Raw genomic sequence first — 23,668 nt, 5'->3', positions numbered from 1 at the left:
CTCTGTTTAAGAAATAACAAAAAAGCCTGATAAATCAGGCTTTTTTTGTTGGAGTGCGTTAAGAGCTACGTCCTTTTACTTTCTCTCGAAGTGATTGCAACATCACGTAGAACACTGGAACAAGACAGGTACCTACAATAGTGGCCGCAATCATACCGCCCATCACCGCATAACCCAATGAGACGCGACTTGCAGCACCTGCACCGGTTGCGATGACCAGTGGGATTACCCCCAAGATGAACGAGAAGGCTGTCATCAAGACCGCCCGGAAACGCAGTCGCGCGGCCTTTATGGCTGAGTCCGTGATACTCATACCGCTTTCCCTGAGCTGTTTGGCGAACTCTACAATCAGAATCGCGTTCTTACAGGCAAGACCGATTAGCAGTACCAAGCCGATTTGGGTGTATAAGTTAACGTCAGACCCCATTATCCAAATGTAGATAAATGCCCCTAGAATAGCGACAGGAACAGCGAGCATAACCGACACTGGAATCGTCCAGCTTTCATACTGTGCAACTAAGAATAGATAGGTAAAGATAAGTGCCAAGGTAAAGATGAATGGCGCTAAGTTACCTGCTTTCAACTCTTGGTAAGTTTGCCCTGACCATTCATAGGTATAGCCGTTCGGGAAAGTCGTATCTGCGATTCGCTTCACAGCATCAATCGCCTGTCCTGAACTGTAGCCTGGTGCTGGGAATGCGTTGACTTTAACCGCGCTATATAAGTTGAATTGGTTGATGTATTCAGGGCCTAGCTTAGGCTCTACGTTAACCAAGGTATTAAGTGGCACCATAACATCGTATTTGTTTCGGATGTAGAAACGAGCGATGTCTCGGTCTGAATCGCGAAACTCAGTTTCCGCCTGCATGTTCACGCGGAAAACCTTACCAAACCGGTTGAAGTCGTTTACATACATTGAACCAAGCATCGTTTGTAATGTGGTGAAAATACTGCTTAGTTCAACACCTTGTACTTTGGCTTTGTTTCTATCTACGTCGACGAACAGCTGCGGTACATCGGCCTGGAACGTACTAAATGCCGTCGTTAGCTCAGGCTCAGAAGTTGCTTGGATGGACATTGCTCGCATGACACCTGCGAGCTCGGCTGGCGTTCTGCCCAAGGTATCTTGGATATAGAACTCTACACCGGAAACCGTACCTACACCCGGTAACGCTGGTAGGGAGAAACCAGCCGCCGTCGCTTCACTGTATTGCGATAGTGCGGCGTTAGCTCGTCGTACGATCTGCGATTCTACCAAGGATGGATCTTGTCGCTCATCCCAATGAGAAAGAATGACAACCATCAAGCCTGCATTAGACGATACCGCGCCAGAAATAATCGAATAACCACTTGCTGAAATCACATTGGTTACGCCATCCATTTGGTTTAGTTCGTCTACCATTTGAGTCATAACTTCTTTGGTACGGTTGATGGAAGAGCCATTAGGTAATTGCACATCGACGAAGAATGCTTTTTTATCTTCCGTAGGGACAAATCCGGTAGGGAGCGAAGTAGCCAGATAGCCCGTTGCACCGATCAAGGCGACATAGACGACGCCAACGAGCATTAGTTTACGCACCATTCCCGAAACAAAGTTGGTGTACTTTCCGGTTGCCTTCTCAAACAAAACGTTGAATTTGGCATGGAACCCTTTTTCATGCGTTTTTGGTGGCTTAAGTAGTGAAGCACATAGCGCAGGACTGAGTGTTAATGCGTTCACCGAGGAAATTAGAACCGAAATACAAATGGTGATAGAGAACTGCGCGTACATTTGCCCAGTTATACCCGGCATAACTGCGGTTGGCGCGAATACCGCTAGTAGCACCAGAGTGGTAGCAATAACGGGTCCCGTCACCTCCTGCATGGATTTGGTTGTGGCATCGACGGCGTTGAGCCCTTCTTCCTCCATTAAACGAGTGGTGTTTTCTACAACAACGATAGCATCATCTACTACGATACCGATCGCGAGGATCAAGGCGAAGAGCGACACGGTATTGATGCTCATGCCTGTTGCCAGTAGGAATGCAAATGTACCGACTAAAGACACTGGAATAGCGATAGCGGGAACTAAAGTTTGTCGAACATCCTGCAAGAATATATACACAACGAAGATAACCAGTGCTACGGCAATCAACAGAGTTTCAATCATTTCATCGATGGACGTTTCTACGAACTGAGTAGTGTCGTAGAGAACTTTATAGTCCATATCTTCAGGAAATTGCTCGCGCAGGCGGGATAATTCTTCGTGGACACCTTTCGCTACTTCGAGTGCATTTGCGCCACTTGATTGGTAAATGAAAAGTAGTGCAGATGGTTTGTTATCCAGCATCGCTTCCGCATCGTAACTTGCGGCACCAAGCTCAATACGCGCAATATCACTCATATAAACTGCGCTACCATCCGGGTTCGAACGGATGATGATTTGTTCAAACTCTTCTGGGTGGCTCAAGCGACCTTTGGTGGAGAGGGTGTACTGAAATTGTTGATCTCGAGGTACTGGCGCTGCGCCAATACGTCCCGCAGCAACTTGGATATTCTGCTCTTGAATTGAGGCAATGGCCTCTTCTACGGTAACACCTAAACTTGCCATGCGATCGGGGTTGAGCCAGATCCGCATGGAGTAATCCATACCACCGATAATGCTTACTTTAGAGACACCGTTAACACGAGCAAGGTTATCCTTAATATTAATGCCCATGTAGTTGTTTAAAAATAGGTTATCTAGACTTCCATCTGGTGATACCAAGTTAAGCATCATTAAGATGTTTGGGTCTTGTTTCTCAACTTTTACCCCGTTTCGTTGAACTTCTTGGGGAAGCCTAGGCATGGCTTGTTGTACCCGGTTTTGGACGTTAACCTGTGCCATATCGACATTGGTTCCCACCTCAAAGGTAACATTGAGCGAGTAGCTACCATCGTTTGCGCCCTTGGACTCCATGTAAATCATGTTTTCCACCCCGTTGACTTCGGCCTCGATAACCTTAGAAACGGTGTCGGCAACAACCTCAGCACTCGCACCCGGATAGGATGTAGTCACGGAGACCATCGGAGGGGAGATGTTAGGGAATTCTGCCACGGGCAGAGCAGGAATCGACAACAGACCGGACAAAGTCAGGACTATAGAGATAACGAAGGCAAACTTCGGCCTATGTATAAAAAACTTACTAATCATAACTTGTCCTTAAGAGTCGTTTTCATCGAAAGGCTGTACGGTATCCATTTCGTACTCGACTTCAGCGCCTACACGGGCTTTTTGTAACCCTTCAGTTATGACCAGTTCACCTTTCTCTAAGCCTTCTTCTAGCTCCCAGTCAACACCATATCGTTTACCCAAAGTGACGTTTTTACGTTTGACGACGTTTTCCTTACTAACAGTTAATACATAACGACCTTGCTGGTCTTCTTGCACCGCGCGTTGGGGGATGAGCATAACTTCTTGAACTCGTGGAGCTTCGATTATTGCCGTCACGTAAAGTCCGGGCACAATTAGGTGTTCTGTATTGGCAAACTCAGCACGGACAGCCAGAGTACCGGTAGTGGCGTCAACACGGTTATCGATGAAATCTATCATGCCTGTTTCTTCAAACATCGACCCGTCAGGGAATCGCAGTTTTACTGGTAGGTCTTCGATTTTGTATTGATTTTGAGCGTCACGAGCTGCTTTTTGAGCGTTGATAATGACTTTTTCTGGTAACTGGAAGTTGACCCAAATCGGTTCCATTTGTACCAAGTTCACCATTTCGGTTTGTTCAGGAATGATCAAATCACCTGAAAACACTTCTGCACGGCCAATTCTTCCGGCAAATGGCGCATGAATCTTGGTGTAACCCAGTTCAAGTTTGGCATTGTCTAACTCAGCGTTGGCACTCTGTAGCGCTGCTGCATTTTGCAGTTTGGCGGATAATAGATTGTCGTAATCCGCTTGGCTGATGTACTTGTCTTTAATCAATCCTTCGCCACGTTTAAAGTTACGAACTGCTGTGTCATAGGCAGCACGTGATTGAGCCACAAGTGCTTTGGAGGACTTGAGGGCGGCTTCATATTGTTCAGGGTCAATCTCAAACAACAATTGTCCTTCTTCAACCATACTGCCTTCTTCAAAATAGGCTTTTAGTAAGTTGCCTCTTACCTTTGCTTTAAGTTCGATGTCTTGAGTTGCCTCAGTGCGACCCACGAACTCTTCACTTGGTGTGATTTCTTTCATGGTCACTTCGAGAACTTTTACACTGGGCTTGACTGCTGGAGGGGCTTCGATGGTTTTTTCGCAACCTGAAAGGAGGAGAATAGGTAGCGCAACGATGAGTCCTTTAGCGATGACACCATCTGCTTTGGGAAAGTAAGACATAGACAATCCTTGTTTCTGATAATTATATAAAATGTTTATTGTTTGAGTTTAGACCATAAATGACGAATGTCTGTGAAGCATTTGGGAAAATTAATGAATTGAATTAATGGGTTAAGTAGTGTGAACGGAATATGTTGGTCGTGAGGAATTTTTTCAGGTGAAAAAACGCCAACCTGATTGGTGGTTGGCGTGGAAGTGGTTTTGATGGATTAGAAGTTTAACGTTGTTCCGACGTACCAATTACGTGGTGTGACTACATAGCCACGGCGTGTCACATCGTAGTCGTCGAATTGTTCATTGGTGACATTCTTAACGCCAACTCTTAGCCGCCAGTCGTTGTTAACGAAGTAGTTCATACCAAGGTCGGCGGTCACGTAAGATGGACGGTATACGTTATCGTCAACTGAAAGCAAGGTTCTACTTGTGTAGTTAACGCGAGCGAATGTGCTGATTGAATCGACAGGTTCCCAAACCAACCTTGCCATTGCCATGTGATTTGGGCGGTTCTCTAATTCTTCACCGGTAGTTTTGTCTTCCGTAGTAAGGTAGGTGTAGGTGCCGTTCAGACGAAGATTTGCCAAAATATCGTACTCACCGCTGAACTCCGCGCCTTGAATAATCGCTTCATCAATATTCTTGTAGGTATAGACATCTCGACCGCCTACATTATCAACCGGTGTATAGAGACTAAAGAAATGAACAATACTGTGTTATAGGGTGTTAAGGTAGGTTATAAGTGGTTAAAGTCAGTTGGGATAAGGGGTTGGGCTCGAATAGCTTGGCCCCTTTTTATGTTTCGATGAAATTTATGAAATGAGCAATAAATCTGAATCGTAATGTTTTACCCTGTTAAATTGAGCACTAAAGCAAATGGCGAAACGTAGCTTTAAAACTAGTTTAAAGATTTAAATTTTAATCTCCAATGTCTTTAGCAATGTGAACTACTTGGCCGACTACTTTAAACTGGTGTTGTTCTTCCTTTGGTATGTCTAAAGGGCTATAGAAGCTGTTGTCGCTAATTAAGCGCCAGGTGCCTAGCATGCTTTGATAACGCTTAACAAATAGCTCGTCGCCGTTCCTGAAGATATATATATGACCATCCGCTGGTTTGTTTCTGCCTAGGTGTACCACCAACGTGTCATTGTTATGTATCGTTGGCTCCATGCTGTCACCCTTAGCCCAAACGATCGCTAAGTCTTTTTTGTTAAACCCTCTGTACTTCAACCATTTACGTCGAAACGCCAAATGTCTCGTTGGCTCTAGCTGATCAGGGTTTAATGAGCCATGACCCGCAGATACCTGAATTCGATAGCCAGGAATCATAGCGAACTCTTCATTAAATGAACTTTTTAGCTCATCAATTATCGCAGTGAACGCCTCATCATCAAACTCTTTAGAGTTCATTAGGCTGCTGGATGATAAAAAGTTCTTCGTGACTTCAGAATATGACTCAAAAACTTTTACAATAGTGTCCCATCTAGCAGATGTGGCTTTAATATTAGAATGGACTGCGTTATCCAGCATATCAGAAATGCAATCATCGTTTGATAACAGAGCGATGGCACGCTCATCCGTAACAAAACCACCTTCTTCAACTTCTAGAATAGAGCCTTTCCCCGTAAGGATCCAGCCTGCATTTACTCCTGTATTTTCAGCAATTTGTAGAATTTTGGATGCGGTAGGTTCTCCTCCTGATAAATAGCGCTTTAGACCTGATACTGATATTCCTACAAGTTTCGAAAACGAGTTAGGGTTTCCAATACAGTCCACTAAAAACTGAATCCTTGTTTGAATTGAGTCTGTATTTTCAAGTTGTGCCTTATAACTTGAAAGTCTCTTTAAAGTTTTTTCATCTCTCTCCATTTACATCTAACTCTCTGATTTGATTAAAAAAGTCCCTATAGAGTCAAAAACTCAAACTCTAAAGCGCCCATATATACACTTTTTAAAGTTGACAATAAGCTTTTTAGCGTTCATATTAAGTTTGTAAGTTTGCTCTATTGAGTTAATTAGTTGAGTAAAGAGAGAGTATAGAGGCTTTTTATGGATCAGCAAACACACTTCGAGTTCAGAAAAGATAATGGCGATTTAAAAGATGAGTTCATCTTGGCTGCTTTAAAGTCAAACGGTTGGACTTATTCAACCTTAGGTGAGGCTCATGGTTTAGGAAAAACCACTTTGAGGAATGCAATTCGTGCCAACTGGCCTAAAGGTGAAGATATTATTGCCTCAGCACTGGGCGTTACTGCTGACGTTATATGGCCTAGTCGATTTCCTCGCCGTGAAGTTAAGCGAGGTTAATTATGGAATGGTTCTCAGCATCTGAGCTAATAGATATGCCAGCTCTTCCCAATACTGTTCAGGGGATCAATTACAAAGCCAAAACAGAACGTTGGATATCAAGACCTAGATCAGGCCATGGTGGAGGTAAAGAATATCATATTTCTTCATTTGCACCGCTAACTCAAGCTGCCTTATATCGGAAGCAAGGCAAAGTCAAAGTTGGATCCCAACTATTAGATTTGCCTTCTGAAAAGAATCCCAAAACTTACTGCCGTGAGGCTCTTTGGGCTCGTTGGAGTAAAACCAACAACGCTGCTAAAGAGAAAGCTCAACAGGCGCTGCGTACTGTTCAAGCCGTACATGCTTTGCGCAAGAACGGCATCAAATTAATGGACGCATACGAATCTGTTTCAGAAGAGTATGGCGTTGCACTTTCAACACTTCGCCGCAGCTGCGCGAAGGTGAAAGGCATTGATGAATGTGATTGGGCTCCAGCTCTGCTACCCAAGCACTTTGAAGTAGCACAAACCAAGAAGGCAAAACAATTTGCTTATATCACGCCGGATGCGTGGGAGTTCTTCAAGTCGGACTACCTAAGTCTAGAACAGCCCACCATGACAGCCAGCTATGAACGCCTAAAAAATGCCGCTGTGCATCACGGCTGGAAAGTGCCGAGCTTAAAAAGTCTAAGCCGCCGTCTTGAGTTTGAGGTGCCAATCCAACAACGAGTTCTATTACGCGAAGGTGAACATGCACTGCATCAAATGTTCCCACCGCAGGAACGTACCGTCGAAGGGCTTCACGCCTTGGAATGGATTAACGGCGATGGTTACCAACATAACGTTTTTGTTCGTTGGTTCAATGGTGAAATTCTTCGTCCTAAAACGTGGTTCTGGGCAGATGTATACAGTCGAAAAATCGTGGGTTGGCGTTGTGACCTGAGTGAAAACACAGACAGCATTCGCTTGTCACTGATGGATGTTTGCGAGAAATACGGCATTCCTAAAGAGATCACACTGGATAACACCAGAGCTGCTGCCAACAAGTGGATGACAGGCGGCGTACCTAATCGTTATCGCTTCAAGGTTAAAGAGGATGACCCTCTAGGCATTATCCCAATGCTGAATATCAAGTTGCACTGGTCAAGCGTGATTTTGGGCAAAGGTCATGGACAGGCGAAACCTATAGAACGTGCATTTGGTGTGGGTGGCATTGAGGAATACATCGATAAGCATCCCCTTTGTCGAGGTGCCTACACAGGCCCGAATCCTATGGCGAAACCTGACAACTACGGTAGCAAGGCGATTGATGCGGAAGACTTCCTAAACGCAATAGCTCAAGGCGTAGAAATGTATAACGCCAAAGAAAACCGAAATACAGAAATCTGTAAAGGGTTTATGAGCTTTAACCAGGCATTTAATGCCAGCTATGAATCAGCCCCTATTCGTAAAGCGAGTTCTGAACAGCTTCAGATGATGATGTTGCAAGCTGAAGCAGTGCGTGTTTCTCGCCATGGCACGATTTCTCTGGATGCAGGTGGAAGCCTAAAAGGACGCAAGAACCGTTACTACCACGATTCGATGATGAATTACATCGGTCAAAAGCTCGTGGCTCGATTCGACCCTCTCAAGCTGCATGACTCTGTAGAAATTTACACCCTCAACGGTGTGCGAGTTTGTACTGCGGACTGTCTTGAAAAAGTGGGCTTTGGCGATACGCAAGCTGCTCGTGAGCACAAACGTAAACGCACTCAATTTACCAAGGCTAATAAGGCAGCTGCGCTGGCTCAAACAGAAATGGATGCATTGGAAGTCGCCGCCATGATGAAGCCGCTGGAGGAAGAAGTCATCCCTGAGACCAAAGTGGTTGAGCCATTTAGACCAATATCCATCGGTAATACCGCTCAGCAAGTTCAAGTCGATCATGACGAAGAGGAAGACTACGAAAAGAACTTCAGTGAGAGCGTTGCCTACTTGATGGAACAGCGCAAGAAGAACCGCCTTTAAACCGAATTTAAACATCGAACAAACGGAGAATAACTATGACAAGCAACGTCGTCACCCTTGGCAATAGTGAAGCCAAAAGCACAGACACTCTTATGCGAGTCAAAGCGTTGACAGAATCCAAAACGGTTCCTGCTTCACAGATAGCGAAAGAGATCAGCGTTTCACCTGCCACCCTTAGTCAGATTTTAAATGGTTCATACAAAGCTGACCCATCAAAAATGATCGACAAGCTAGAGAACTGGCTGCGCATGCGAGACCAGCGCAATGCCACTCCGAGTGTTAACCCTGGCTTTGTTATGACACAGACCGCGAAACAAATTACTGATGACCTGACCTACGCCCAAGTGACTGAATCCATCGTGGTTATCTTTGGCGCATCCGGTGTGGGGAAATCTGAAACCCTGCGTGAGTACAAACGCAATAACAACAATGTCTGGATGATTACAGCCAGCCCAAGCCGCTCAAGCCTGACAGAGTGCCTTTACGAACTTGCAATGGAACTGGGCATGGATGATGCGCCGCGTAGAAAAGGCCCTTTGTCACGTGTGATTCGAAACCGTCTTATGGGAAGTGAGGGCTTAGTCGTCATCGATGAAGCCGATCACCTTGATTATCCAACGTTGGAAGAGCTGCGCATTCTGCAAGAAGAAACCGGAATCGGCATGGTTTTGGTTGGTAACAATAAAGTCTACACGCAGCTGACGGGTGGACGTCGAAACGAAGATTTCGCGCGTTTGTTCTCTCGCATTGCCAAGAAGCGCGGCATCCACAAAACCAAATTGGCAGACGTTCGCGCCATTGCCGATGCCTGGAATGTCAATGGTGAAGCTGAACGTAGTTTGATGGTGCAAATCAGTGAGCGTCCAGGTGGTCTTCGACTACTCAGCAAAACCCTAAAACTAGCGGCCATGTTTGCTAAAGGCCAAAGCATCAATGAGCAAGTGCTGCGTAAAGCGTTTGCTGAACTAGAAACCAATGAGTGAGGTTTGTTATGGGAATTGAAGCAAAAGTGAAATGCGACAGCAGACATTGTGAAGCCGATATCAGTCTGGAAGTCCATGACTTTTCAACGGCTGAAACTCAATTTTATGACCTTGAAGAACAAGGTTGGTCCATTGACCAAGATGGTGTGGACTTATGCCCTGAGTGCAACCCAAATTTTGATAGTGATAAAGCACGTTATGAACAAGCTTTAAATGTTGCTGAAGAGTTGATTGGTAAGCAGGACTTAAACCCAATGGAAACATCTCTATTAATGAAGCAGCAAACTTCTGTGAGAAATATGAAGCGAAGCAAGGATGGTAATCAATGATGAATCCACATGAAAAACAAATGGCTGTTCTGACCGCACGAGGCCGATTGACCTTAGCTGACTGCTTTATTTTGCGAGTCAATTATGCGCCAGCGATTCCGGTTATAGAGATTACAAACCCGTCACAAAAGCTTATCGACAAAGCGGTAACGGTGATGGAAATGCGCCACGGTACATTGAACAAAATGTTCGTGGCTCGCTTTAACAAGTGCCTTGTTCGTTGGTGGTCTGGAGAGTGTCAGCAATACGTTGGCAACACAGTTATCAACTCACAAGAAAACAAATATGCAAATCCAACTTACCAATAAGAGAAAGAACATGACTAACCAAACCCAACTACCTGAAGGCTTTCGTACTAACGCACAAGGCCACTTAGTACCTGAAAGCCAAATCAAAGAAATCGACAAGTTGCGTGATGATGTTGTGCTGCAAATTGTTGAATCTGCTAAAGCAACTCAAGCAGAGATGGCAACCTTTAAAGGTGAAGCAATGGCTCAAGTTTCGGACTTTGTAGACCTAAGCTCTGCCGAGTTTGATGTGAAATACGGCGGTACAAAAGGCAACGTCACACTGATGTCATTTGATGGCAAATACAAGATCCAACGCTCGATTGGTGAACACCGAGTTTTCGATGAGCGCATTCAGGCTGCAAAAGCAAAAATTGATGAGTGCATTACCCGTTGGTCTGAGGGCTCTAGCGACCAAATTAAGGCGCTGGTTGAGCTGGCATTTCGCGTCAACAAACAAGGTCACATCGATGTCAATCAGGTGCTCTCGTTACGCCAATTAAATATTGATGATCCTGATTGGCTTGAAGCCATGGACGCTATCGCGGACTCAATACGTGTGGTTGGTAAAACCCCATACCTGCGCATCTATGAACGTCATGGTGATGGTCAATACAAACAAATTGCTCTCGATATCGCGAAGCTGTAACGGGGTAACTATGGAAGTACCGACTCGTTATGGACACATCACTGTCACCCGTCATGCGATTGAACGCTGGCGACAAAGGGTTGGACGCAACGAGTGGGATTTGATTGGGGCGGTGCTTAAGGCTCGCCGCCCTACCAAAAACCAACTGCGTCGGATCATGAAACGGGAAGCTGGCTGGCAACCAAAACGAATTCTTGAATGTGAGCATGCCTACTTCCTTCTTAGAAACAACCACATTGTGACCGTTTACGACAAACGGAATGGAGAGCATCACTATGTTTGAATCGAATTTCTATATGGATGCCGCGAACAAAGCTGCCCATGCAGAGAGAACTAGTGCGTTTACTTACGCGGAGCAACTTTGGGAAAGCGCTGCCTATTCTGCGGTGAGCAAACTAAATCGCCACTGGGCACAAGCTAGAGCTGATTTTTGCCGCCGCCAATATGACCTTAGTCAAATCGAAAAACTAAACAAGGAGGTGGTCAATGCTTGACGAACTGCAACGATCATTTATCACACCTCATAGCTTCAGAGCATTAGAGCGCGAAGTCGAAATGGCAGAAGCACTTATTGAGCGCGATGGCACAGCGTTCCCAGATGCCTGCTTTGAAGATGGTTATATCGCAGCGCTGAGATTTGTACTTAACCGTCAAGGTTCAAATGTGAGAGAGGAATTTGAGGGATTGATGGATGAGCTCAAAAACAAAGGTGAAGCGTCCTAAGCAACTAATCAAGTACATCATGGCCCATCGTCGATGCGACCAACAAGAAGCAGAAACATGGGCAGATAAACATTGTGGGGATTGGCGAAATACGCCACTCCCCAGGGCTAAAAGAATTGAATCTATTTCGAGTAATGAGAAGGAGTGGGACTGATGAGTAAGCAAGACAAACCAACACTTGGGCAAATACTAGCAAGTGGTCTAGAGGATATCGTCTCAAAAGAAGACCTACCGCGAATAAGCCAGTCATTAGATGAGCTATTCGAAACGGTTGTTGATGAAGCCTTAAACCAACACAAGGAGATGATTTTTAATGATCTACTTGAAGCTTTTGATGAGCAAATTGGTAAGGAGCAACAAGACCGAAGTATTTGGTTGTGTCGAGGTGACTCTATGGCTATTCGACATGCCAATGGCCGCGTCGATGGTGTTGATACAGGCCGTGCTCTAGTTGAGAACTACTTTGTTTCCAAGGAGCCTGAGAATGAGTAAGTCAATAACTAAAGAAATGTGGAAAGCGATTGAAGAGGAACTATCACGTGGTTGGTTTCTCAGTGTTCGATTTGCCTACATGGGCTATGAAATTTCTGTAACTCGCGTGCGTATCGATGAATCGAAAACATGCCTTCAAGTCTATATCGATGACTTAATCAAAGGAGATTGGATCAGCTTTAAAAATGGTGGCATTGAGTTCAGTGACGATGCACCGAAATGCCTTGCTGATGTTTGGGGACAAAAGAGCAAGTCTAAATATTCCCCTTCTTACAAAAAGAAGTTGGAAAAGATTTATGGAAAACGTCGATTCAAGAAAGAGTTTCCTGATGCAGACGACAAGTACATTTTCTATGTCCCTAATTTCTCTAAAGCTTCTGTCCTTTGTCGCCAGTACAAAAAACTAAAAGGCATCACACTTCTTCAGGCCGAATGTTTGGATGAAGTCGAAGCTTAAGCGAAACAAGCAAGGGGATTCCTTGCTTGTCTGTCTGGTGTGGTTGCCAGGCACTGATGAGCAGCCAATTTTCATCATGAGGAGGGTTTATGTTTGGTGAATACACACCGCTAATGAAGCCTGGTTTATTACAGCGTCGATTAGCAAATGGAAAAGCCATTCTGGATGAGTGCTTAGGGCTTCAAAAGTATTGTCCTCATTGCCAGGAATACTGGCCTCAAGACACCCTTTTTTGGACGCCAGCAACCAGAGAGCCTGATGGCCTTCAGACATGGTGCAAGGCTTGTCAGCTTGAATACAAAAATGCCAAGCGCAAAGCGGCTTAGGAGGGAGTATGTCTAATCTACTCAAATTAATTCAAATCGGTAAGCGTGATCTTGTAATGGATGACGATGTATACCGCGATATGTTGGAGCAAGAAACAGGTCAACGCAGTGCTAAGAACCTGAGCCAGTGGCAACTGAGTAAAGTGCTTGAACGCATGAAAGCGCTAGGCTTCAAACCAAAACATAAATCAACTAAGAACGGGAAACCAAGAGCGCCAGAAGTTGGAAAAATAAAAGCGATTTGGATCACCATGCATAAGCAAGGATTTGTGCGCAATGGAAGTGATGCTGCTATTGATGCTTACGTCCGTCGAATGACTACACGCATGAATGGTCGAGGTATCGAACGAGCAAACTGGCTTAAATCTCATCAAGCGGCTGAAGTGTTGGAGTCTTTAAAGAAATGGCATTACCGATTAATGGCTGAAGCGATCACTTCTAAAGGTGGTCGATTACCCACAAATGACGACTGTACTGGCCCAGCTGGCTACAGCAAGCTAACCATTTTTTATGAAGATAATTACCAAAAAACGGCTTAACATGCCCACGATATGAACCTTGTCATATACTACCAACACCTCGCCAATGCGGGGTGTTTTTGTATTTACGGGAGGGCACAGTGATGAATACTGAAGAGAACGGCGATCTATTTGGCTATGCCAATGTCAGCCTTGAGGAAGTTGAGAAGCTGGCAGATAACGAAGAAGCGCAACGTTGGCCTGAAGCTATGCGCCAGATTTACGCCATGTTCAAAGATGAACTGGTGAAAAGTGAGGCAGATCCGAAGCTTGCCGTTATTCTGTTAAATCGAATCTGTAAGGAGTTCGGTGGTGTTCAATTGTACCTTCCCCGTGGACGACAGCTTGAATCTGAGATTATGAACCTTTCTATTTGGCATGAGTTTAAAGGTGATAACGTGGAAGAGCTGTCACGTAAATACGACAAGAGCATGCAGCATATCTATCGAGTAGTTGCTAAAATGCGCAAACGTGAAATTAAGAATAGACAACCAGATTTGTTTTAAGGAGAAAAAATGACCATATTTGACTTGCTTGTAATGATAATAGTTGGATTTATAACAGCATTCCCAATTTGCCGAATAGCGAAAAATCAGGGAGTAAAGGCTGACTGGTGGGTGATGCTAATATTGATTTTAATACCCGTGATCCAAATACCATATTTATATTGGATAGCTTTTAAGAGGGGGCGATAAGGTACGTTATGATTTACTCATATACTATTAAAATTGGTGTAGAAATATATGTTGTTGAGTTTTGTTACAAAACAAAAACAGCTAATTTTGTCGATGCTTTCCCTGAGTTATATGGTTTAGGATTACAAAATACCTTAGTTTCAACCTATCCAATGGATGTCGGTGATACTATTGATTGGGGTAGAGAAAAAGGTGAGTTTATACGTGCTGAGCAAGTTAGTTCATTCACCAAAACATAGCAATTAATGTTAGTTCCCTCATTATCATAATAAAAAGCACAATCAGAAATAACATCAATTGCTAGTATCTGGTTGTGCTATGAAAACCCTCACATTACATCGTAACTACTTTCCTCATGGCGTCTTCTCTTATCTGTGTGATGAGAACGGAAATGCCATTCTTAAAACTATCGAGCGCCCTTGGAAAAACAACCAAGCGGGCATTTCTTGTATCCCAGAAGGCACTTACGACCTATTGCCTCATAACAGTCCGAAGTTCGGCAAATGCTACGCCTTGGAAGCGCCAACACTTGGTGTGACTCGATACGGCCCTTCGCAACGAACTCACATTCTTATCCATGCTGCAAACCGAGCATCTCAACTCGAAGGATGTATTGCACCAGGTATGGACTTTGGTGTGGTCAATGATGATTGGGCGGTGATTAATTCCCGTACTGCCTTCGACTATTTGATGGCTCACCTTGGTGGTGAAAAAGCCAAGCTTGTTATTCGTCGAGCGTAACCATGGGCCGCAATTGGGAATACTCAAAACAACAGGGGCGCAAGATGCGCCTCGATGCTGAAATGCAAGCGTTCAAACATGACGTTCCTGTCTCAAGTGTTCCCCCACTATTTAGCCACGATGCCACCATGCAAAGTTATTTCGAAAAGGCGTGGACTCGTGTTTCTCAAAATGAAATCAACCGTCACCTTGGTTTAGCCAAAACGCCGGAAGGCAATGACTTGGTCTCAAAAATTAGGAGCTTTAGAGAATGTCACTTTCACTCATCGCGAGGGTAGCCTCGCTCGCAATGGAATATGGCCCTGCGGCTATCCGTGGTATCTCATCGATGTTTGGTGGAAGTGAAACCGCCGACAAGGTAGCCGATGCGGTTGAAAAAGCCGATGCCATGTTTGGTGCCACGAAGGAACAAAAAGAGATGGCAGTGACTCGTCAATTACAAGCCCTGCCGCCAGAGTCCTTAGTGGAGCTTGAGAAGATCAAAGTCGAGCTGGAAAAACAAAAGACCCGCCGTATGGAGTTAGAGCTTGATGATAAGCAAGCCGAGCACCATGAGACTCAAACCACTATCCGCGCTGGTGACAGTGCTGAAGATGAATATGTTCGTCACACTCGACCTTGGGGTTGCCGCCTTAGCCTTTATGCTGCGATTGCTTACATCTTTCTGTTCGAAGTCTTAGAGGCGTTTAGTAAAGGCACAGGTGCGAACTGGGAAATTGCGGCTGGATTAATGGCCCCGTTCCTCACCTATCTTGGCTGGCGAAGCGCAGATAAGCGTGGAATGACGCCAGGCACAGGCTCTATGGTCAGTGATGCACTTAAGGCGGTAAAGCGTAAATGACAGACCAGTTTGATAAAGCCCAAGAGCTTGAAACCACTTTCAGAGAAAAAGCGATCGCTCATCATCGAAGCCGCCAAACAGAGCAGCCAGACGAAGATGAGCATGGGAATCGATATTGTCTGAGCTGTGGTGGGGAAATTCCACCACAAAGAATTAAAGCGATACCCAATGCGGTTCGCTGCGTCAGTTGTCAATCACTAAGGGAGCCAGTGTATGGAGTGGCTTAAGGAATATTGGGCTTTGATTTGGGCGGCGGTGCTGACGTTATCGCAGATTGCCAACATGCTGTTGACAAAAACGTTCGCCCGAAAAGAAGACCTTGAAAAAGTGAGGCGCGACGTGGATGAACTACAAGCGAAAATTGACCAGTTACCTACGGATGAAGAAGTGAATCGCCTTCGTCTGGAACTGTCGGAAATGCGAGGTGAGCTGAAGGAGCTTAGAGCTGAGCTTAAGCCCATCAATCACCTTTCTCAACTGCTTTTAGAACAACGTTTAAATGACGATAAATAGGAAGTTATATGGCCTTTAAAGACTTATTAGAAGAAGACCAACGTCTTCTCATTCTGCGTTCTTTATTTGAGATGACGGGATACGATGCCAATGAATCTATTCTTGATTCCATCCTAGATACCTATGGTCATAAAGTGAGTCGTGATCAGGTTCGTACACATCTCCATTGGTTAGAAGAGCAAAGACTCATTACATTACGTAATGTCTCTGATTGTCTGATTGCCACTTTAACCGCTCGCGGTGAAGATGTTGCCACGGGTCAATCTATTGTTCCTGGCGTCAAGCGTCCACGCGCACGTTAAGGAGAGCGGTATGGTTAGACGTAAACGCACCTTATCTAAAATTGATTTGCTTCCTGAAGATATTCGCCAGTCTCTTAATATTTGGCTTCGTGGCGGGTCGATGTCACAGACAGATGCTCTTGCGGCTATTCATGAATTAATTGATGAAGCAGGGTTGCCTGAGAATGCTAAACCAAGCTACACATCGTTAAATCGCTATGCAAGAAGAATGGAAGACATTGGTGCGCGTCTCCGCCAGTCTCGTGAAGTAGCAGAAGTGTGGGTATCTAAATTAGGGGAAGCACCAACATCAGACGTTGGTCGGCTATTGCAAGAATTCGTCCGAACGATGGCGGTAGAAACTTCAGTTAAGCTCATGGAAAACGCAGACAAAGACGATGAGATTATTCCGCCAAAAGCACTGAATCAGCTAGCGTTGGTTGTACAGCGTATCGAGCAGGCATCAATGATGAGCCTAAAAGTGGAAAAAGAAATTCGTGAAGCCTTTGCACAAGAAGCTGCCGAACAAGCGGAGAAGATTGTGAAGCAAGCAGGTATCACGGCCAAGACCGCAGAAGATATTAAGAAACAAATATTGGGGATCGCATAATGAAACAGCCAGACATACTCAAATTCTTCAAGTATGAACATCTTCCTTTAAAGCTTCAGCGAATCAGCAAGCCATTCAGTGATATGGCCCACCTCATTGTCAACGAGCTTCCAGAAAACGAAGAGAGCCTTGTGGCACTTCGCAAATTGCTGGAAGCAAAAGATGCTGCCGTTCGTGCGCTAGTGGAGTAGACATGGAGCTTCCTCTTTGGCTGATTTACTTCTTTTTGATTTGCCTTGCTGCTACAGCAGGGCTGTTTGTTTGGTCGGTTGGCATCATTTACCAACTGTTTATGGAGGTAGAGAGTAATCGTGATGAATACTGAGAAGTACGATGAAAACGATGTGTTGCTTCCCTACCAGAAACGATGGGTAGCGGATGAATCACCATTAAAGATAGGTGAGAAAAGCCGACGAACAGGTATCACCTGGGCAGAAGCGTCTGATGCGTCATTGACCGCTTCAAAGTCTCGAAGCGCAGGGGGGACAAACCATTTCTATGTGGGCTCAAACAAAGAGATGGCTCGTGAATTTATTGATGCAGTGGCAATGTGGGCCAAAGCATTCAATTACGCGGCCAGCGATGTACAGGAAGAAGTGTTTCTCGATCAAGATGGTGACAAAGAAATCCTTACCTTTGTGGTTAACTTTGGCTCTGGGTTTAAGGTACAGGCATTATCAAGCAATCCTTCTAACTTACGTGGTATGCAAGGCAATGTGACCATTGATGAAGCCGCGTTTCATGAAAGGCTGGCAGAAGTATTAAAAGCCGCACTGGCTTTGACTATGTGGGGCGCAAAGGTGCGCCTTATCTCTACCCACAACGGTATAGAAAACCTTTTCAATCAACTCATCATTGATAGCCGAGCAGGTAAGAAACGCTATTCCATCCATACTATTACGCTTGATGATGCGTGCCGAGATGGACTTTACAAGCGTATCTGTCAGGTTAAAGGGATGACCTGGAGCATCGATGCTGAAGAGAAATGGAAGTCAGACTTGTTGCGAGATACCGCCACGGAAGAGGACGCCCTGGAAGAGTATTTCTGTGTCCCTAAAAATGGCGGTGGAGCTTACATTAGCCGCAGTCTTCGCGAACGTGCGGCAAGTTTAGAAAGCGCTAAGGTGGTTCGCTTTACTGGTTCGATAGCCTTTAACTGCGCAGGTGAAGCTGAGCGCATGCGTGAGATGCAAGAGTGGCTGGTTGAAAACGTTGGCCCCTTAGTCAAAGCCTTACCTAGTCACCTACGTCATTCACTGGGTGAAGACTTCGCACGTAGTGGTGATTTAACGGTCTTTGCTCCGGTGACCGTTGAGGACGATACCCGCCGCACGGTTCCGTTCTTAGTCGAGCTGGCGAACGTACCATTTAAGCAGCAAGAGCAAGCTCTTTACTATATCTGTGATCGCCTTCCTCGTCGTGATGGTATTTTTCTCGATGCACGAGGTAACGGTCAATATCTCGCAGAACAAGCGCATTACAAGTACGGGGAAGAAGTTCAGGAAGTCATGCTCTCTGTCGCTTACTACCGTGAGAACATGCCAAGGTTCAAAGCGGCCTTTGAAGATGATGAGATCAAGCTGCCAAAACATGAAGATGTGATCACCGACCTGGGGCAAATCCAAATCTATCGTGGTGTGCCTGGTATTGATGACACACGCACCACAGGCAGTGATGGCAACAAGCGACATGGTGATAGTGCGATTGCGATTTTCCTTGGATTCTTAGCCTCTAAAGCTGATCTCACTCGCTATGAACTACACACCATTAAAGCCAGTGGTGATGAAACGCACCGCTCTTTCTATGCTACCGCAGAAGAAAACAACCGATTTGATGATATGCCACACCAAGACTTGCGTGGTAAAGGAATTCGATTATGAAGCGCGATGAAATGGAAAAAGCTAAACGCCTAGCGCGCCGACATGCAAGGCAAGCATTACAGGAGCAAGTGCTCCACACTCCAAAAGATATGAATGTATTTGAGAAAGCTGCCTACGAATTAGAGTTGTACCGCTGGGCAGATAAGGTAGTAGATTATGATTCTTGATTCCAAAGGCAACCCAATTAAGCCAGATAAGAACGTCCTTGCGGAAGACATCGCCAAGGCATACACCACGAGTATTCGTAACCCAAGACCTGCCAGTGTTGCCAACAGCATCAACCCTCAACGTTTGGCGGGATTGCTAAGAAGTGTTATCGATGGCAACAATCCTGAAGATTACATGACATTGGCCGAAGAGATGGAAGAGCGTGATTTGCACTATGCGGCGCAGCTGCGCACACGCAAGTTAGCCGTTGCGGCCATTGCACCGACTGTTGTTGCTGCCAGTGAGGACAAAGCCGATTTGGAGATGGCCGAACGTGTTCGCACCATTATGGATGATGACCAAATTCCAGAGCTGTTTTTTGATCTGCTTGATGGTTTAGGCAAAGGGTTATCGGTGGTGCAAATCCTCTGGGATACCAAAGCGACCCCATGGAAACCAGAAGACTATAAGTGGGTAGACCCACGTTACCTGCGCCAGGACAGTGACACGCTACAAGAAATTTTACTCATCAGTAATGATGCCCCAAGCGGTGAGCCATTAGAGCCTTACAAGTTTATGGTGCATACCCCTCGCTCCAAATCTGGCAGCGTTTGGCGCAATGGTCTAGCGCGTTTAGTAGCAGTGATGTACATGCTCAAGTCATTTACCGTGCGTGATTGGTGGGCATTTGCAGAGGTGTTTGGTATCCCTGTTCGCGTGGGTAAGTATGGGCCTAACGCCAGCTCTGACGACATCAGTACCTTAGTCAATGCGATTGGGCGCATTGCCAGTGATGCAGGTGCAGTGATCCCCGAATCGATGAAGCTGGAGCTGATTGAGACGGCGAAAGGCAATGGGGGTACCACCCTATTTGAAAATATGGCCCGTTGGTGTGATGAGCAAATCAGTAAAGCGGTCTTAGGTCAAACCATGACGGCAGATAATGGCAGCTCTCAATCTCAGGCTAATGTGCATAATGAAGTGCGTATGGACATTGCTGAGTGGGATGCCCGTCAGCTCCAGTCCTGTATCAATGAATATTTAGTTAAGCCTTACATTATCCTAAATTGGGGTGTACAAACGCACTACCCTAAAGTGCGTATCAAAATTCCTCAACCAGAAGATTTGAAGATGCTGGTTGATAGCATTACGCCTTTGATTGATCGCGGTTTGAAAATCTCTGCATCGAGCGTTCGTGAGAAGTTTGGTTTATCAGAGCCCGATGAGAATGAAGAAGTGCTGATGCCTACTTCAGCAATCCTAGCGCAAACCATGCCAGCAGCCATGAACAGCCAGCGTAGCCGACTGGCGATAAACCGTGTCAGTAAAACGGCAGACGCTGAGATGAACGAGTTAACCGATGAAGCCATGGATGAGTGGGTGGAAGTCGGTGCCGAGTTTATGAATCCCATTATTAAGTTGGCGTCAGAGTCAGACAGCTATGAGACATTCTTAGCCCAGCTGCCAAGCCTACAAGATGAATTAGGCGCAGAGCAGTTCACTGAGCAGATGGCGCAGTTTATGTTCCAGATGCGCGGCTATGGGGACGCCAAAGATGCCTAAAGACATTGTGCCCAAAGAGTCGCTGGAGTGGTTCAAAGCGAAAGGCATTGAACCAGGCTTTGATTATCGTGACGTATGGAATGAAGAGCATGCGAATGCTTTCACCGTCGCTAAGATGCTCAATGCTGACTTGCTGGTTGATGTAAAGGCCATCGTTGAAGAGGCCATTGAACAAGGACAGACGTTCGAGCAGTTTCGGGATGTGCTCAAGCCTTTACTGGTTGAGTCTGGTTGGTGGGGAATTCAAATCATGAATGATCCATTGACCCAAGAATCCAAGCCAGTTCAATTGGGCAGTGAAGGTCGGATACGTACCATTTACAACACCAATATGCGCACGGCTCGTGCAGCAGGCCAATGGGAACGCATTGGACGAACCAAACGCGCGATGCCCTATTTGCTCTATCAGCTTGGCCCTTCCATGGAGCATCGTGTTGATCACGTGAGATGGAAAGACACACTACTGCCTGTGGATGATTCATGGTGGAACCAGCACATGCCACCGAACGGTTGGGGATGTAAATGCTGGATACGGCAAGTTTCTCAATTTGAGGCTGACAAGCTGATCGCCTCCGGTAACGTCTCGACCACTGCACCAGAGGATGGCTCCAAGCAGTGGGTAAACAAGCGAACGGGGGAAGTAGAAGTCTTGCCAGAAGGGATTGAGCCAGGTTGGAATTACAATCCTGGTAAAGCCCGTCAGGAAGCGATGCAAGCTGACCTTACAAAGAAAGAAGCGAAAATGCGCCAAACGCTCTCTAATGGCTCTTAGTGCCTTTACGGCTGCAATGACTCGCCTTAAAATCTTCTAATCAATCTGGAGCAATTTAAACAGGGTTTAAACATGGTTTGGTGATGTGTTTTAGCTCTGTTTGTTCCTCTGTGCTTGCCAAGCCGCAATTTTTCGGTACTCTTTAAAACCTTACCAAGGCTTTTTTGCCAATCACAATATCCTTTCAATAGAGCAACTGAGGTTAATTTAGCTTGGTTGCTTTTTTTTCGCATTCTTAACTCCACGAAACGAGTTCATACCAGCCCATCCAAAGCAAGGAGGTTGTTATGTAGTTCTGATTTTTGGAGCGAGCAATGAAGAAAACCTATCTAGCTGTGTGCTTTAACCTTTCACAAACGGTGATTGACGGTTTAGGCAATGAGCAAGAAACCAACACCGTTTGGATTCCAATGATCCCTGCTGGAGAAGCCAAAGGCCGAGATGGCCGCACTTGGATGAACAGCAATCCTGACGGCATCGTTGACGCTTTCAATGCCAAGCTGCCTTTTGATGTGGAACACGCCACGGAAATCAAAGCCCCTGAAGGTGAAGAAGCCGGTGCTTATGGCTGGATTCTCGCCCTTGAAAACCGTGATGGTGAAATCTGGGCTGAAGTGGAATGGAATTACCAAGGCCGCTGGCTCATCGAAGACAAGCGTTACCTTTATTACTCCCCTGCCTTTCATTACGACTCTGATGGCGTCATCACTGCGATGAGCAGTGCTGGCCTGACGAACAAACCTAATTTTTATGTGCCAGCCCTTAATCGAGAAGAGGACGAAATCATGAAGCTTCCAAAGCTTATTCGAGAGGCGCTAGGTCTTGGTGAAGACGCAACCGAGCAAGATGCTTTGGTGGCGATCAACTCTGTCAAGGCTGAGCGTGATGTTGCCCTAAACCGCAAGCAACAGCCCGACCTTAATAAGTATGTTCCTAAAGAAACGTACGAAATTGCGCTGAACCGCGCAACCAAAGCGGAAGGTGAGCTGGCTGATATTGCCAATCAGGAAATTGACGCTCTGGTTCAGTCTGCGGTGGACGAAGGCAAAGTGGCCCCTGCGAACAAAGAGATGTACATCGGCCTTTGCCGTACTGAAGATGGCATTGAGCAGTTCAAGCAGTTTGTGGCGACTGCACCAGCGATTGCGACCAACACGCAAAAGCAACCACCAAAAGATAAAGATGGCAATGTGAAGCTCGAAGAGCACGAAGTTGCTACCTGCCGCAAGATGGGTATTTCTCAAGAAGATTACCTGAAGCAAAAAGAAATGCTGAGTCAAGGAGAATAATCAATGGCTACTGAAGCACAAATCCTAGAGGCGCTCTTTGTCTCAATGTCTACGGCCTACACGCAAGGCGTGAATGCGGCCACGCCACAATGGAATAAAGTGGCAACCGAAGTGCCCAGTGCAGGTGCCGCAAACTATTACGGTTGGCTAAAAGACTTACCTGGTATCAAAGAATGGGTGGGTGATCGTCAATTGGCGGATATCGGCAAACATGGTTACTCCATCGAGAACAAAACGTGGGAAAGCTCAATTGCGGTTAAACGTGAAGATGTGGAAGACGACCAAATTGGTATGTATTCCGTTATTGCACGTAAGTACGGCGAAGATGTTACTTACTTCCCAGATACGCTGGTCTACAAGCTGCTTTCAGATGGCTTTACAACCTTGTGTTATGACGGTCAGAACTTCTTTGATAATGACCACCCGTTAGAAACCACGCCAGCAAGCACCTTCTCTAATGTGGTTGGTGATCCTACAACAGACACTGGTGAAGCTTGGTTCCTGCTGGATACCTCCAAGGTTATCAAGCCAGTGGTCTATCAGAACCGCCGCGCGTTCAACTTCAAAAATATGAACCCAAGCGAAGAGTATACCTGGTTCAACAATAAGCTGGCGGCAGGTGTCGATGGCCGCTGCAACGTGGGCTACTCCTTCCCTCAGCTGGCAATTGGTTCTAAAGCCGCACTGAACGAAGCGAACTATGCCCTGGCTAAAAAGCAGTTGCTCGAAATGATGCGTGCTAACGGCACTCGTTTAGGCACTCGCGCAACAACGTTGGTGGTTGGCCCAGCTAATGAAGCCGCTGCTAAGAAGTTGATTAGCCGCATGCTGATTGATGGTGGTGATTCCAACATCTACTACAACGACGTTGAAATTGTTGTGAGCACAGAAGTCGAGTAATCGATAAAGCGTAAAGGCTTATCAGCCGTAAGGCGATG

35 protein-coding genes and 1 other RNA gene are annotated in these 23,668 nt (G+C 45.8%); 32 read left to right on the top strand and 4 right to left on the bottom strand.

Annotated features, from left to right (window positions below):
- Nucleotides 1-58: 58 nt before the first annotated feature.
- The 4 genes from L2W36_RS09945 to L2W36_RS27430 form a co-directional block, all read right to left on the bottom strand.
- Nucleotides 59-3,172, bottom strand: a complete 3,114-nt coding sequence (locus L2W36_RS09945) for an efflux RND transporter permease subunit (protein WP_006069362.1) — start codon at nt 3,170-3,172, stop codon at nt 59-61.
- A 9-nt stretch (nt 3,173-3,181) separates the two neighbouring features.
- Nucleotides 3,182-4,345, bottom strand: a complete 1,164-nt coding sequence (locus L2W36_RS09940) for an efflux RND transporter periplasmic adaptor subunit (protein WP_236109946.1) — start codon at nt 4,343-4,345, stop codon at nt 3,182-3,184.
- A gap of 209 nt (nt 4,346-4,554) precedes the next feature.
- Nucleotides 4,555-5,049: a TonB-dependent receptor domain-containing protein gene (locus L2W36_RS09935; RefSeq protein ID WP_329605670.1), complete on the bottom strand. Its 495-nt coding sequence runs from the start codon at nt 5,047-5,049 to the stop codon at nt 4,555-4,557.
- A 208-nt stretch (nt 5,050-5,257) separates the two neighbouring features.
- The gene (locus tag L2W36_RS27430; RefSeq protein WP_236109945.1) at nt 5,258-6,115 is read right to left on the bottom strand and encodes a S24 family peptidase; all 858 of its coding nucleotides are present in this window, start codon (nt 6,113-6,115) and stop codon (nt 5,258-5,260) included.
- 273 nt (nt 6,116-6,388) lie between these two features.
- Here L2W36_RS27430 and L2W36_RS09925 point away from each other — a divergent pair, with 273 nt between their 5' ends.
- From L2W36_RS09925 to L2W36_RS09775, 32 genes are all read left to right on the top strand, one after another.
- Entirely contained in the window at nt 6,389-6,646 is a 258-nt protein-coding gene (locus L2W36_RS09925) for a helix-turn-helix domain-containing protein (RefSeq protein ID WP_236109944.1), read from the top strand.
- A 2-nt stretch (nt 6,647-6,648) separates the two neighbouring features.
- Nucleotides 6,649-8,634 (top strand): transposase domain-containing protein, encoded by a 1,986-nt coding sequence (locus tag L2W36_RS09920; RefSeq protein WP_236109943.1) that lies wholly within the window; start codon nt 6,649-6,651, stop codon nt 8,632-8,634.
- A gap of 35 nt (nt 8,635-8,669) precedes the next feature.
- A complete protein-coding gene (locus L2W36_RS09915; RefSeq protein WP_236109942.1) occupies nt 8,670-9,617 on the top strand; it encodes an AAA family ATPase in 948 nt (315 codons plus the stop codon).
- 8 nt (nt 9,618-9,625) lie between these two features.
- Complete coding sequence (locus L2W36_RS09910; protein WP_236109941.1) at nt 9,626-9,946, top strand: hypothetical protein; 321 nt, start codon at nt 9,626-9,628, stop codon at nt 9,944-9,946.
- Complete coding sequence (locus L2W36_RS09905) at nt 9,943-10,254, top strand: hypothetical protein (RefSeq protein WP_236109940.1); 312 nt, start codon at nt 9,943-9,945, stop codon at nt 10,252-10,254. The genes L2W36_RS09910 and L2W36_RS09905 overlap by 4 nt, the downstream gene beginning before the upstream one ends.
- A 10-nt stretch (nt 10,255-10,264) precedes the next feature.
- Entirely contained in the window at nt 10,265-10,882 is a 618-nt protein-coding gene (locus L2W36_RS09900) for a DUF3164 family protein (RefSeq protein WP_236109939.1), read from the top strand.
- Between the two features lie 10 nt (nt 10,883-10,892).
- Nucleotides 10,893-11,165 (top strand): hypothetical protein, encoded by a 273-nt coding sequence (locus L2W36_RS09895; RefSeq protein ID WP_236109938.1) that lies wholly within the window; start codon nt 10,893-10,895, stop codon nt 11,163-11,165.
- Nucleotides 11,158-11,376: an ANR family transcriptional regulator gene (locus tag L2W36_RS09890; protein ID WP_236109937.1), complete on the top strand. Its 219-nt coding sequence runs from the start codon at nt 11,158-11,160 to the stop codon at nt 11,374-11,376. The genes L2W36_RS09895 and L2W36_RS09890 overlap by 8 nt, the downstream gene beginning before the upstream one ends.
- On the top strand, nt 11,369-11,605 hold the full coding sequence (locus L2W36_RS09885) for a hypothetical protein (RefSeq protein WP_236109936.1): 237 nt from the start codon (nt 11,369-11,371) through the stop codon (nt 11,603-11,605). Before L2W36_RS09890 ends, L2W36_RS09885 begins: the two co-directional genes overlap by 8 nt.
- Nucleotides 11,574-11,759, top strand: coding sequence for a hypothetical protein (locus tag L2W36_RS09880; protein WP_236109935.1), 186 nt, complete (start codon nt 11,574-11,576; stop codon nt 11,757-11,759). Before L2W36_RS09885 ends, L2W36_RS09880 begins: the two co-directional genes overlap by 32 nt.
- Entirely contained in the window at nt 11,759-12,097 is a 339-nt protein-coding gene (locus L2W36_RS09875) for a hypothetical protein (RefSeq protein ID WP_236109934.1), read from the top strand. The genes L2W36_RS09880 and L2W36_RS09875 overlap by 1 nt, the downstream gene beginning before the upstream one ends.
- The gene (locus L2W36_RS09870) at nt 12,090-12,554 is read left to right on the top strand and encodes a hypothetical protein (RefSeq protein WP_236109933.1); all 465 of its coding nucleotides are present in this window, start codon (nt 12,090-12,092) and stop codon (nt 12,552-12,554) included. The genes L2W36_RS09875 and L2W36_RS09870 overlap by 8 nt, the downstream gene beginning before the upstream one ends.
- Nucleotides 12,553-12,624, top strand: an RNA gene (locus L2W36_RS09865) — hammerhead ribozyme type II. Before L2W36_RS09870 ends, L2W36_RS09865 begins: the two co-directional genes overlap by 2 nt.
- A gap of 19 nt (nt 12,625-12,643) precedes the next feature.
- Nucleotides 12,644-12,880, top strand: a complete 237-nt coding sequence (locus L2W36_RS09860) for a hypothetical protein (protein ID WP_038229014.1) — start codon at nt 12,644-12,646, stop codon at nt 12,878-12,880.
- A gap of 8 nt (nt 12,881-12,888) precedes the next feature.
- Nucleotides 12,889-13,419: a gp16 family protein gene (locus L2W36_RS09855; protein WP_236109932.1), complete on the top strand. Its 531-nt coding sequence runs from the start codon at nt 12,889-12,891 to the stop codon at nt 13,417-13,419.
- 83 nt (nt 13,420-13,502) lie between these two features.
- A complete protein-coding gene (locus tag L2W36_RS09850) occupies nt 13,503-13,904 on the top strand; it encodes a Mor transcription activator family protein (protein ID WP_236110025.1) in 402 nt (133 codons plus the stop codon).
- Between the two features lie 197 nt (nt 13,905-14,101).
- Entirely contained in the window at nt 14,102-14,332 is a 231-nt protein-coding gene (locus tag L2W36_RS09845; protein ID WP_236109931.1) for a hypothetical protein, read from the top strand.
- 79 nt (nt 14,333-14,411) lie between these two features.
- Complete coding sequence (locus L2W36_RS09840; RefSeq protein WP_236109930.1) at nt 14,412-14,834, top strand: DUF5675 family protein; 423 nt, start codon at nt 14,412-14,414, stop codon at nt 14,832-14,834.
- 2 nt (nt 14,835-14,836) lie between these two features.
- Nucleotides 14,837-15,112, top strand: coding sequence for a hypothetical protein (locus L2W36_RS09835; RefSeq protein WP_236109929.1), 276 nt, complete (start codon nt 14,837-14,839; stop codon nt 15,110-15,112).
- Nucleotides 15,085-15,675: a hypothetical protein gene (locus L2W36_RS09830; protein ID WP_236109928.1), complete on the top strand. Its 591-nt coding sequence runs from the start codon at nt 15,085-15,087 to the stop codon at nt 15,673-15,675. The genes L2W36_RS09835 and L2W36_RS09830 overlap by 28 nt, the downstream gene beginning before the upstream one ends.
- Nucleotides 15,672-15,902, top strand: a complete 231-nt coding sequence (locus L2W36_RS09825; RefSeq protein WP_236109927.1) for a TraR/DksA family transcriptional regulator — start codon at nt 15,672-15,674, stop codon at nt 15,900-15,902. The genes L2W36_RS09830 and L2W36_RS09825 overlap by 4 nt, the downstream gene beginning before the upstream one ends.
- Nucleotides 15,889-16,188 (top strand): DUF2730 family protein, encoded by a 300-nt coding sequence (locus L2W36_RS09820; protein ID WP_038229024.1) that lies wholly within the window; start codon nt 15,889-15,891, stop codon nt 16,186-16,188. The genes L2W36_RS09825 and L2W36_RS09820 overlap by 14 nt, the downstream gene beginning before the upstream one ends.
- Before the next feature lie 8 nt (nt 16,189-16,196).
- A complete protein-coding gene (locus L2W36_RS09815) occupies nt 16,197-16,490 on the top strand; it encodes a VpaChn25_0724 family phage protein (protein ID WP_038229026.1) in 294 nt (97 codons plus the stop codon).
- A gap of 10 nt (nt 16,491-16,500) precedes the next feature.
- Nucleotides 16,501-17,079 (top strand): DUF3486 family protein, encoded by a 579-nt coding sequence (locus tag L2W36_RS09810; protein ID WP_038229028.1) that lies wholly within the window; start codon nt 16,501-16,503, stop codon nt 17,077-17,079.
- Entirely contained in the window at nt 17,079-17,270 is a 192-nt protein-coding gene (locus L2W36_RS09805) for a hypothetical protein (protein WP_236109926.1), read from the top strand. Before L2W36_RS09810 ends, L2W36_RS09805 begins: the two co-directional genes overlap by 1 nt.
- 2 nt (nt 17,271-17,272) lie before the next feature.
- Nucleotides 17,273-17,404: a hypothetical protein gene (locus L2W36_RS27305; protein WP_268980691.1), complete on the top strand. Its 132-nt coding sequence runs from the start codon at nt 17,273-17,275 to the stop codon at nt 17,402-17,404.
- A complete protein-coding gene (locus L2W36_RS09800; RefSeq protein WP_236109925.1) occupies nt 17,394-18,959 on the top strand; it encodes a terminase large subunit domain-containing protein in 1,566 nt (521 codons plus the stop codon). The genes L2W36_RS27305 and L2W36_RS09800 overlap by 11 nt, the downstream gene beginning before the upstream one ends.
- Nucleotides 18,956-19,126, top strand: a complete 171-nt coding sequence (locus L2W36_RS09795) for a hypothetical protein (protein ID WP_236109924.1) — start codon at nt 18,956-18,958, stop codon at nt 19,124-19,126. The genes L2W36_RS09800 and L2W36_RS09795 overlap by 4 nt, the downstream gene beginning before the upstream one ends.
- Nucleotides 19,116-20,669, top strand: coding sequence for a DUF935 domain-containing protein (locus L2W36_RS09790; RefSeq protein ID WP_236109923.1), 1,554 nt, complete (start codon nt 19,116-19,118; stop codon nt 20,667-20,669). Before L2W36_RS09795 ends, L2W36_RS09790 begins: the two co-directional genes overlap by 11 nt.
- Nucleotides 20,662-21,441 carry a phage head morphogenesis protein gene (locus L2W36_RS09785; RefSeq protein WP_236109922.1) on the top strand — a complete coding sequence of 260 codons (780 nt, stop codon included), beginning with the start codon at nt 20,662-20,664 and terminating at the stop codon, nt 21,439-21,441. The genes L2W36_RS09790 and L2W36_RS09785 overlap by 8 nt, the downstream gene beginning before the upstream one ends.
- A 314-nt stretch (nt 21,442-21,755) precedes the next feature.
- Nucleotides 21,756-22,730 carry a phage protease gene (locus L2W36_RS09780; protein ID WP_236109921.1) on the top strand — a complete coding sequence of 325 codons (975 nt, stop codon included), beginning with the start codon at nt 21,756-21,758 and terminating at the stop codon, nt 22,728-22,730.
- A 3-nt stretch (nt 22,731-22,733) separates the two neighbouring features.
- The gene (locus L2W36_RS09775) at nt 22,734-23,630 is read left to right on the top strand and encodes a Mu-like prophage major head subunit gpT family protein (protein WP_236109920.1); all 897 of its coding nucleotides are present in this window, start codon (nt 22,734-22,736) and stop codon (nt 23,628-23,630) included.
- Nucleotides 23,631-23,668: the final 38 nt, after the last annotated feature.

Origin of the sequence: Vibrio sp. McD22-P3 (assembly GCF_021568915.1) — a bacterium.
Lineage (GTDB): Bacteria > Pseudomonadota > Gammaproteobacteria > Enterobacterales > Vibrionaceae > Vibrio > Vibrio mediterranei.
The sequence above is the reverse complement of the archived record's forward strand: the minus strand, read 5'-3'. Positions and strand labels throughout refer to the sequence as shown.

What these genes read in the sequence shown, in the direction of transcription:
- L2W36_RS09945 (WP_006069362.1), bottom strand. Translation starts at nt 3,172, where the DNA reads ATGATTAGTAAGTTTTTTATACATAGGCCGAAGTTTGCCTTCGTTATC.
- L2W36_RS09940 (WP_236109946.1), bottom strand. Translation starts at nt 4,345, where the DNA reads ATGTCTTACTTTCCCAAAGCAGATGGTGTCATCGCTAAAGGACTCATC.
- L2W36_RS09925 (WP_236109944.1), top strand. Translation starts at nt 6,389, where the DNA reads ATGGATCAGCAAACACACTTCGAGTTCAGAAAAGATAATGGCGATTTA.
- L2W36_RS09920 (WP_236109943.1), top strand. Translation starts at nt 6,649, where the DNA reads ATGGAATGGTTCTCAGCATCTGAGCTAATAGATATGCCAGCTCTTCCC.
- L2W36_RS09915 (WP_236109942.1), top strand. Translation starts at nt 8,670, where the DNA reads ATGACAAGCAACGTCGTCACCCTTGGCAATAGTGAAGCCAAAAGCACA.
- L2W36_RS09910 (WP_236109941.1), top strand. Translation starts at nt 9,626, where the DNA reads ATGGGAATTGAAGCAAAAGTGAAATGCGACAGCAGACATTGTGAAGCC.
- L2W36_RS09905 (WP_236109940.1), top strand. Translation starts at nt 9,943, where the DNA reads ATGATGAATCCACATGAAAAACAAATGGCTGTTCTGACCGCACGAGGC.
- L2W36_RS09900 (WP_236109939.1), top strand. Translation starts at nt 10,265, where the DNA reads ATGACTAACCAAACCCAACTACCTGAAGGCTTTCGTACTAACGCACAA.
- L2W36_RS09895 (WP_236109938.1), top strand. Translation starts at nt 10,893, where the DNA reads ATGGAAGTACCGACTCGTTATGGACACATCACTGTCACCCGTCATGCG.
- L2W36_RS09890 (WP_236109937.1), top strand. Translation starts at nt 11,158, where the DNA reads ATGTTTGAATCGAATTTCTATATGGATGCCGCGAACAAAGCTGCCCAT.
- L2W36_RS09885 (WP_236109936.1), top strand. Translation starts at nt 11,369, where the DNA reads ATGCTTGACGAACTGCAACGATCATTTATCACACCTCATAGCTTCAGA.
- L2W36_RS09880 (WP_236109935.1), top strand. Translation starts at nt 11,574, where the DNA reads ATGAGCTCAAAAACAAAGGTGAAGCGTCCTAAGCAACTAATCAAGTAC.
- L2W36_RS09875 (WP_236109934.1), top strand. Translation starts at nt 11,759, where the DNA reads ATGAGTAAGCAAGACAAACCAACACTTGGGCAAATACTAGCAAGTGGT.
- L2W36_RS09870 (WP_236109933.1), top strand. Translation starts at nt 12,090, where the DNA reads ATGAGTAAGTCAATAACTAAAGAAATGTGGAAAGCGATTGAAGAGGAA.
- L2W36_RS09860 (WP_038229014.1), top strand. Translation starts at nt 12,644, where the DNA reads ATGTTTGGTGAATACACACCGCTAATGAAGCCTGGTTTATTACAGCGT.
- L2W36_RS09855 (WP_236109932.1), top strand. Translation starts at nt 12,889, where the DNA reads ATGTCTAATCTACTCAAATTAATTCAAATCGGTAAGCGTGATCTTGTA.
- L2W36_RS09850 (WP_236110025.1), top strand. Translation starts at nt 13,503, where the DNA reads ATGAATACTGAAGAGAACGGCGATCTATTTGGCTATGCCAATGTCAGC.
- L2W36_RS09845 (WP_236109931.1), top strand. Translation starts at nt 14,102, where the DNA reads ATGATTTACTCATATACTATTAAAATTGGTGTAGAAATATATGTTGTT.
- L2W36_RS09840 (WP_236109930.1), top strand. Translation starts at nt 14,412, where the DNA reads ATGAAAACCCTCACATTACATCGTAACTACTTTCCTCATGGCGTCTTC.
- L2W36_RS09835 (WP_236109929.1), top strand. Translation starts at nt 14,837, where the DNA reads ATGGGCCGCAATTGGGAATACTCAAAACAACAGGGGCGCAAGATGCGC.
- L2W36_RS09830 (WP_236109928.1), top strand. Translation starts at nt 15,085, where the DNA reads ATGTCACTTTCACTCATCGCGAGGGTAGCCTCGCTCGCAATGGAATAT.
- L2W36_RS09825 (WP_236109927.1), top strand. Translation starts at nt 15,672, where the DNA reads ATGACAGACCAGTTTGATAAAGCCCAAGAGCTTGAAACCACTTTCAGA.
- L2W36_RS09820 (WP_038229024.1), top strand. Translation starts at nt 15,889, where the DNA reads ATGGAGTGGCTTAAGGAATATTGGGCTTTGATTTGGGCGGCGGTGCTG.
- L2W36_RS09815 (WP_038229026.1), top strand. Translation starts at nt 16,197, where the DNA reads ATGGCCTTTAAAGACTTATTAGAAGAAGACCAACGTCTTCTCATTCTG.
- L2W36_RS09810 (WP_038229028.1), top strand. Translation starts at nt 16,501, where the DNA reads ATGGTTAGACGTAAACGCACCTTATCTAAAATTGATTTGCTTCCTGAA.
- L2W36_RS09805 (WP_236109926.1), top strand. Translation starts at nt 17,079, where the DNA reads ATGAAACAGCCAGACATACTCAAATTCTTCAAGTATGAACATCTTCCT.
- L2W36_RS27305 (WP_268980691.1), top strand. Translation starts at nt 17,273, where the DNA reads ATGGAGCTTCCTCTTTGGCTGATTTACTTCTTTTTGATTTGCCTTGCT.
- L2W36_RS09800 (WP_236109925.1), top strand. Translation starts at nt 17,394, where the DNA reads ATGAATACTGAGAAGTACGATGAAAACGATGTGTTGCTTCCCTACCAG.
- L2W36_RS09795 (WP_236109924.1), top strand. Translation starts at nt 18,956, where the DNA reads ATGAAGCGCGATGAAATGGAAAAAGCTAAACGCCTAGCGCGCCGACAT.
- L2W36_RS09790 (WP_236109923.1), top strand. Translation starts at nt 19,116, where the DNA reads ATGATTCTTGATTCCAAAGGCAACCCAATTAAGCCAGATAAGAACGTC.
- L2W36_RS09785 (WP_236109922.1), top strand. Translation starts at nt 20,662, where the DNA reads ATGCCTAAAGACATTGTGCCCAAAGAGTCGCTGGAGTGGTTCAAAGCG.
- L2W36_RS09780 (WP_236109921.1), top strand. Translation starts at nt 21,756, where the DNA reads ATGAAGAAAACCTATCTAGCTGTGTGCTTTAACCTTTCACAAACGGTG.
- L2W36_RS09775 (WP_236109920.1), top strand. Translation starts at nt 22,734, where the DNA reads ATGGCTACTGAAGCACAAATCCTAGAGGCGCTCTTTGTCTCAATGTCT.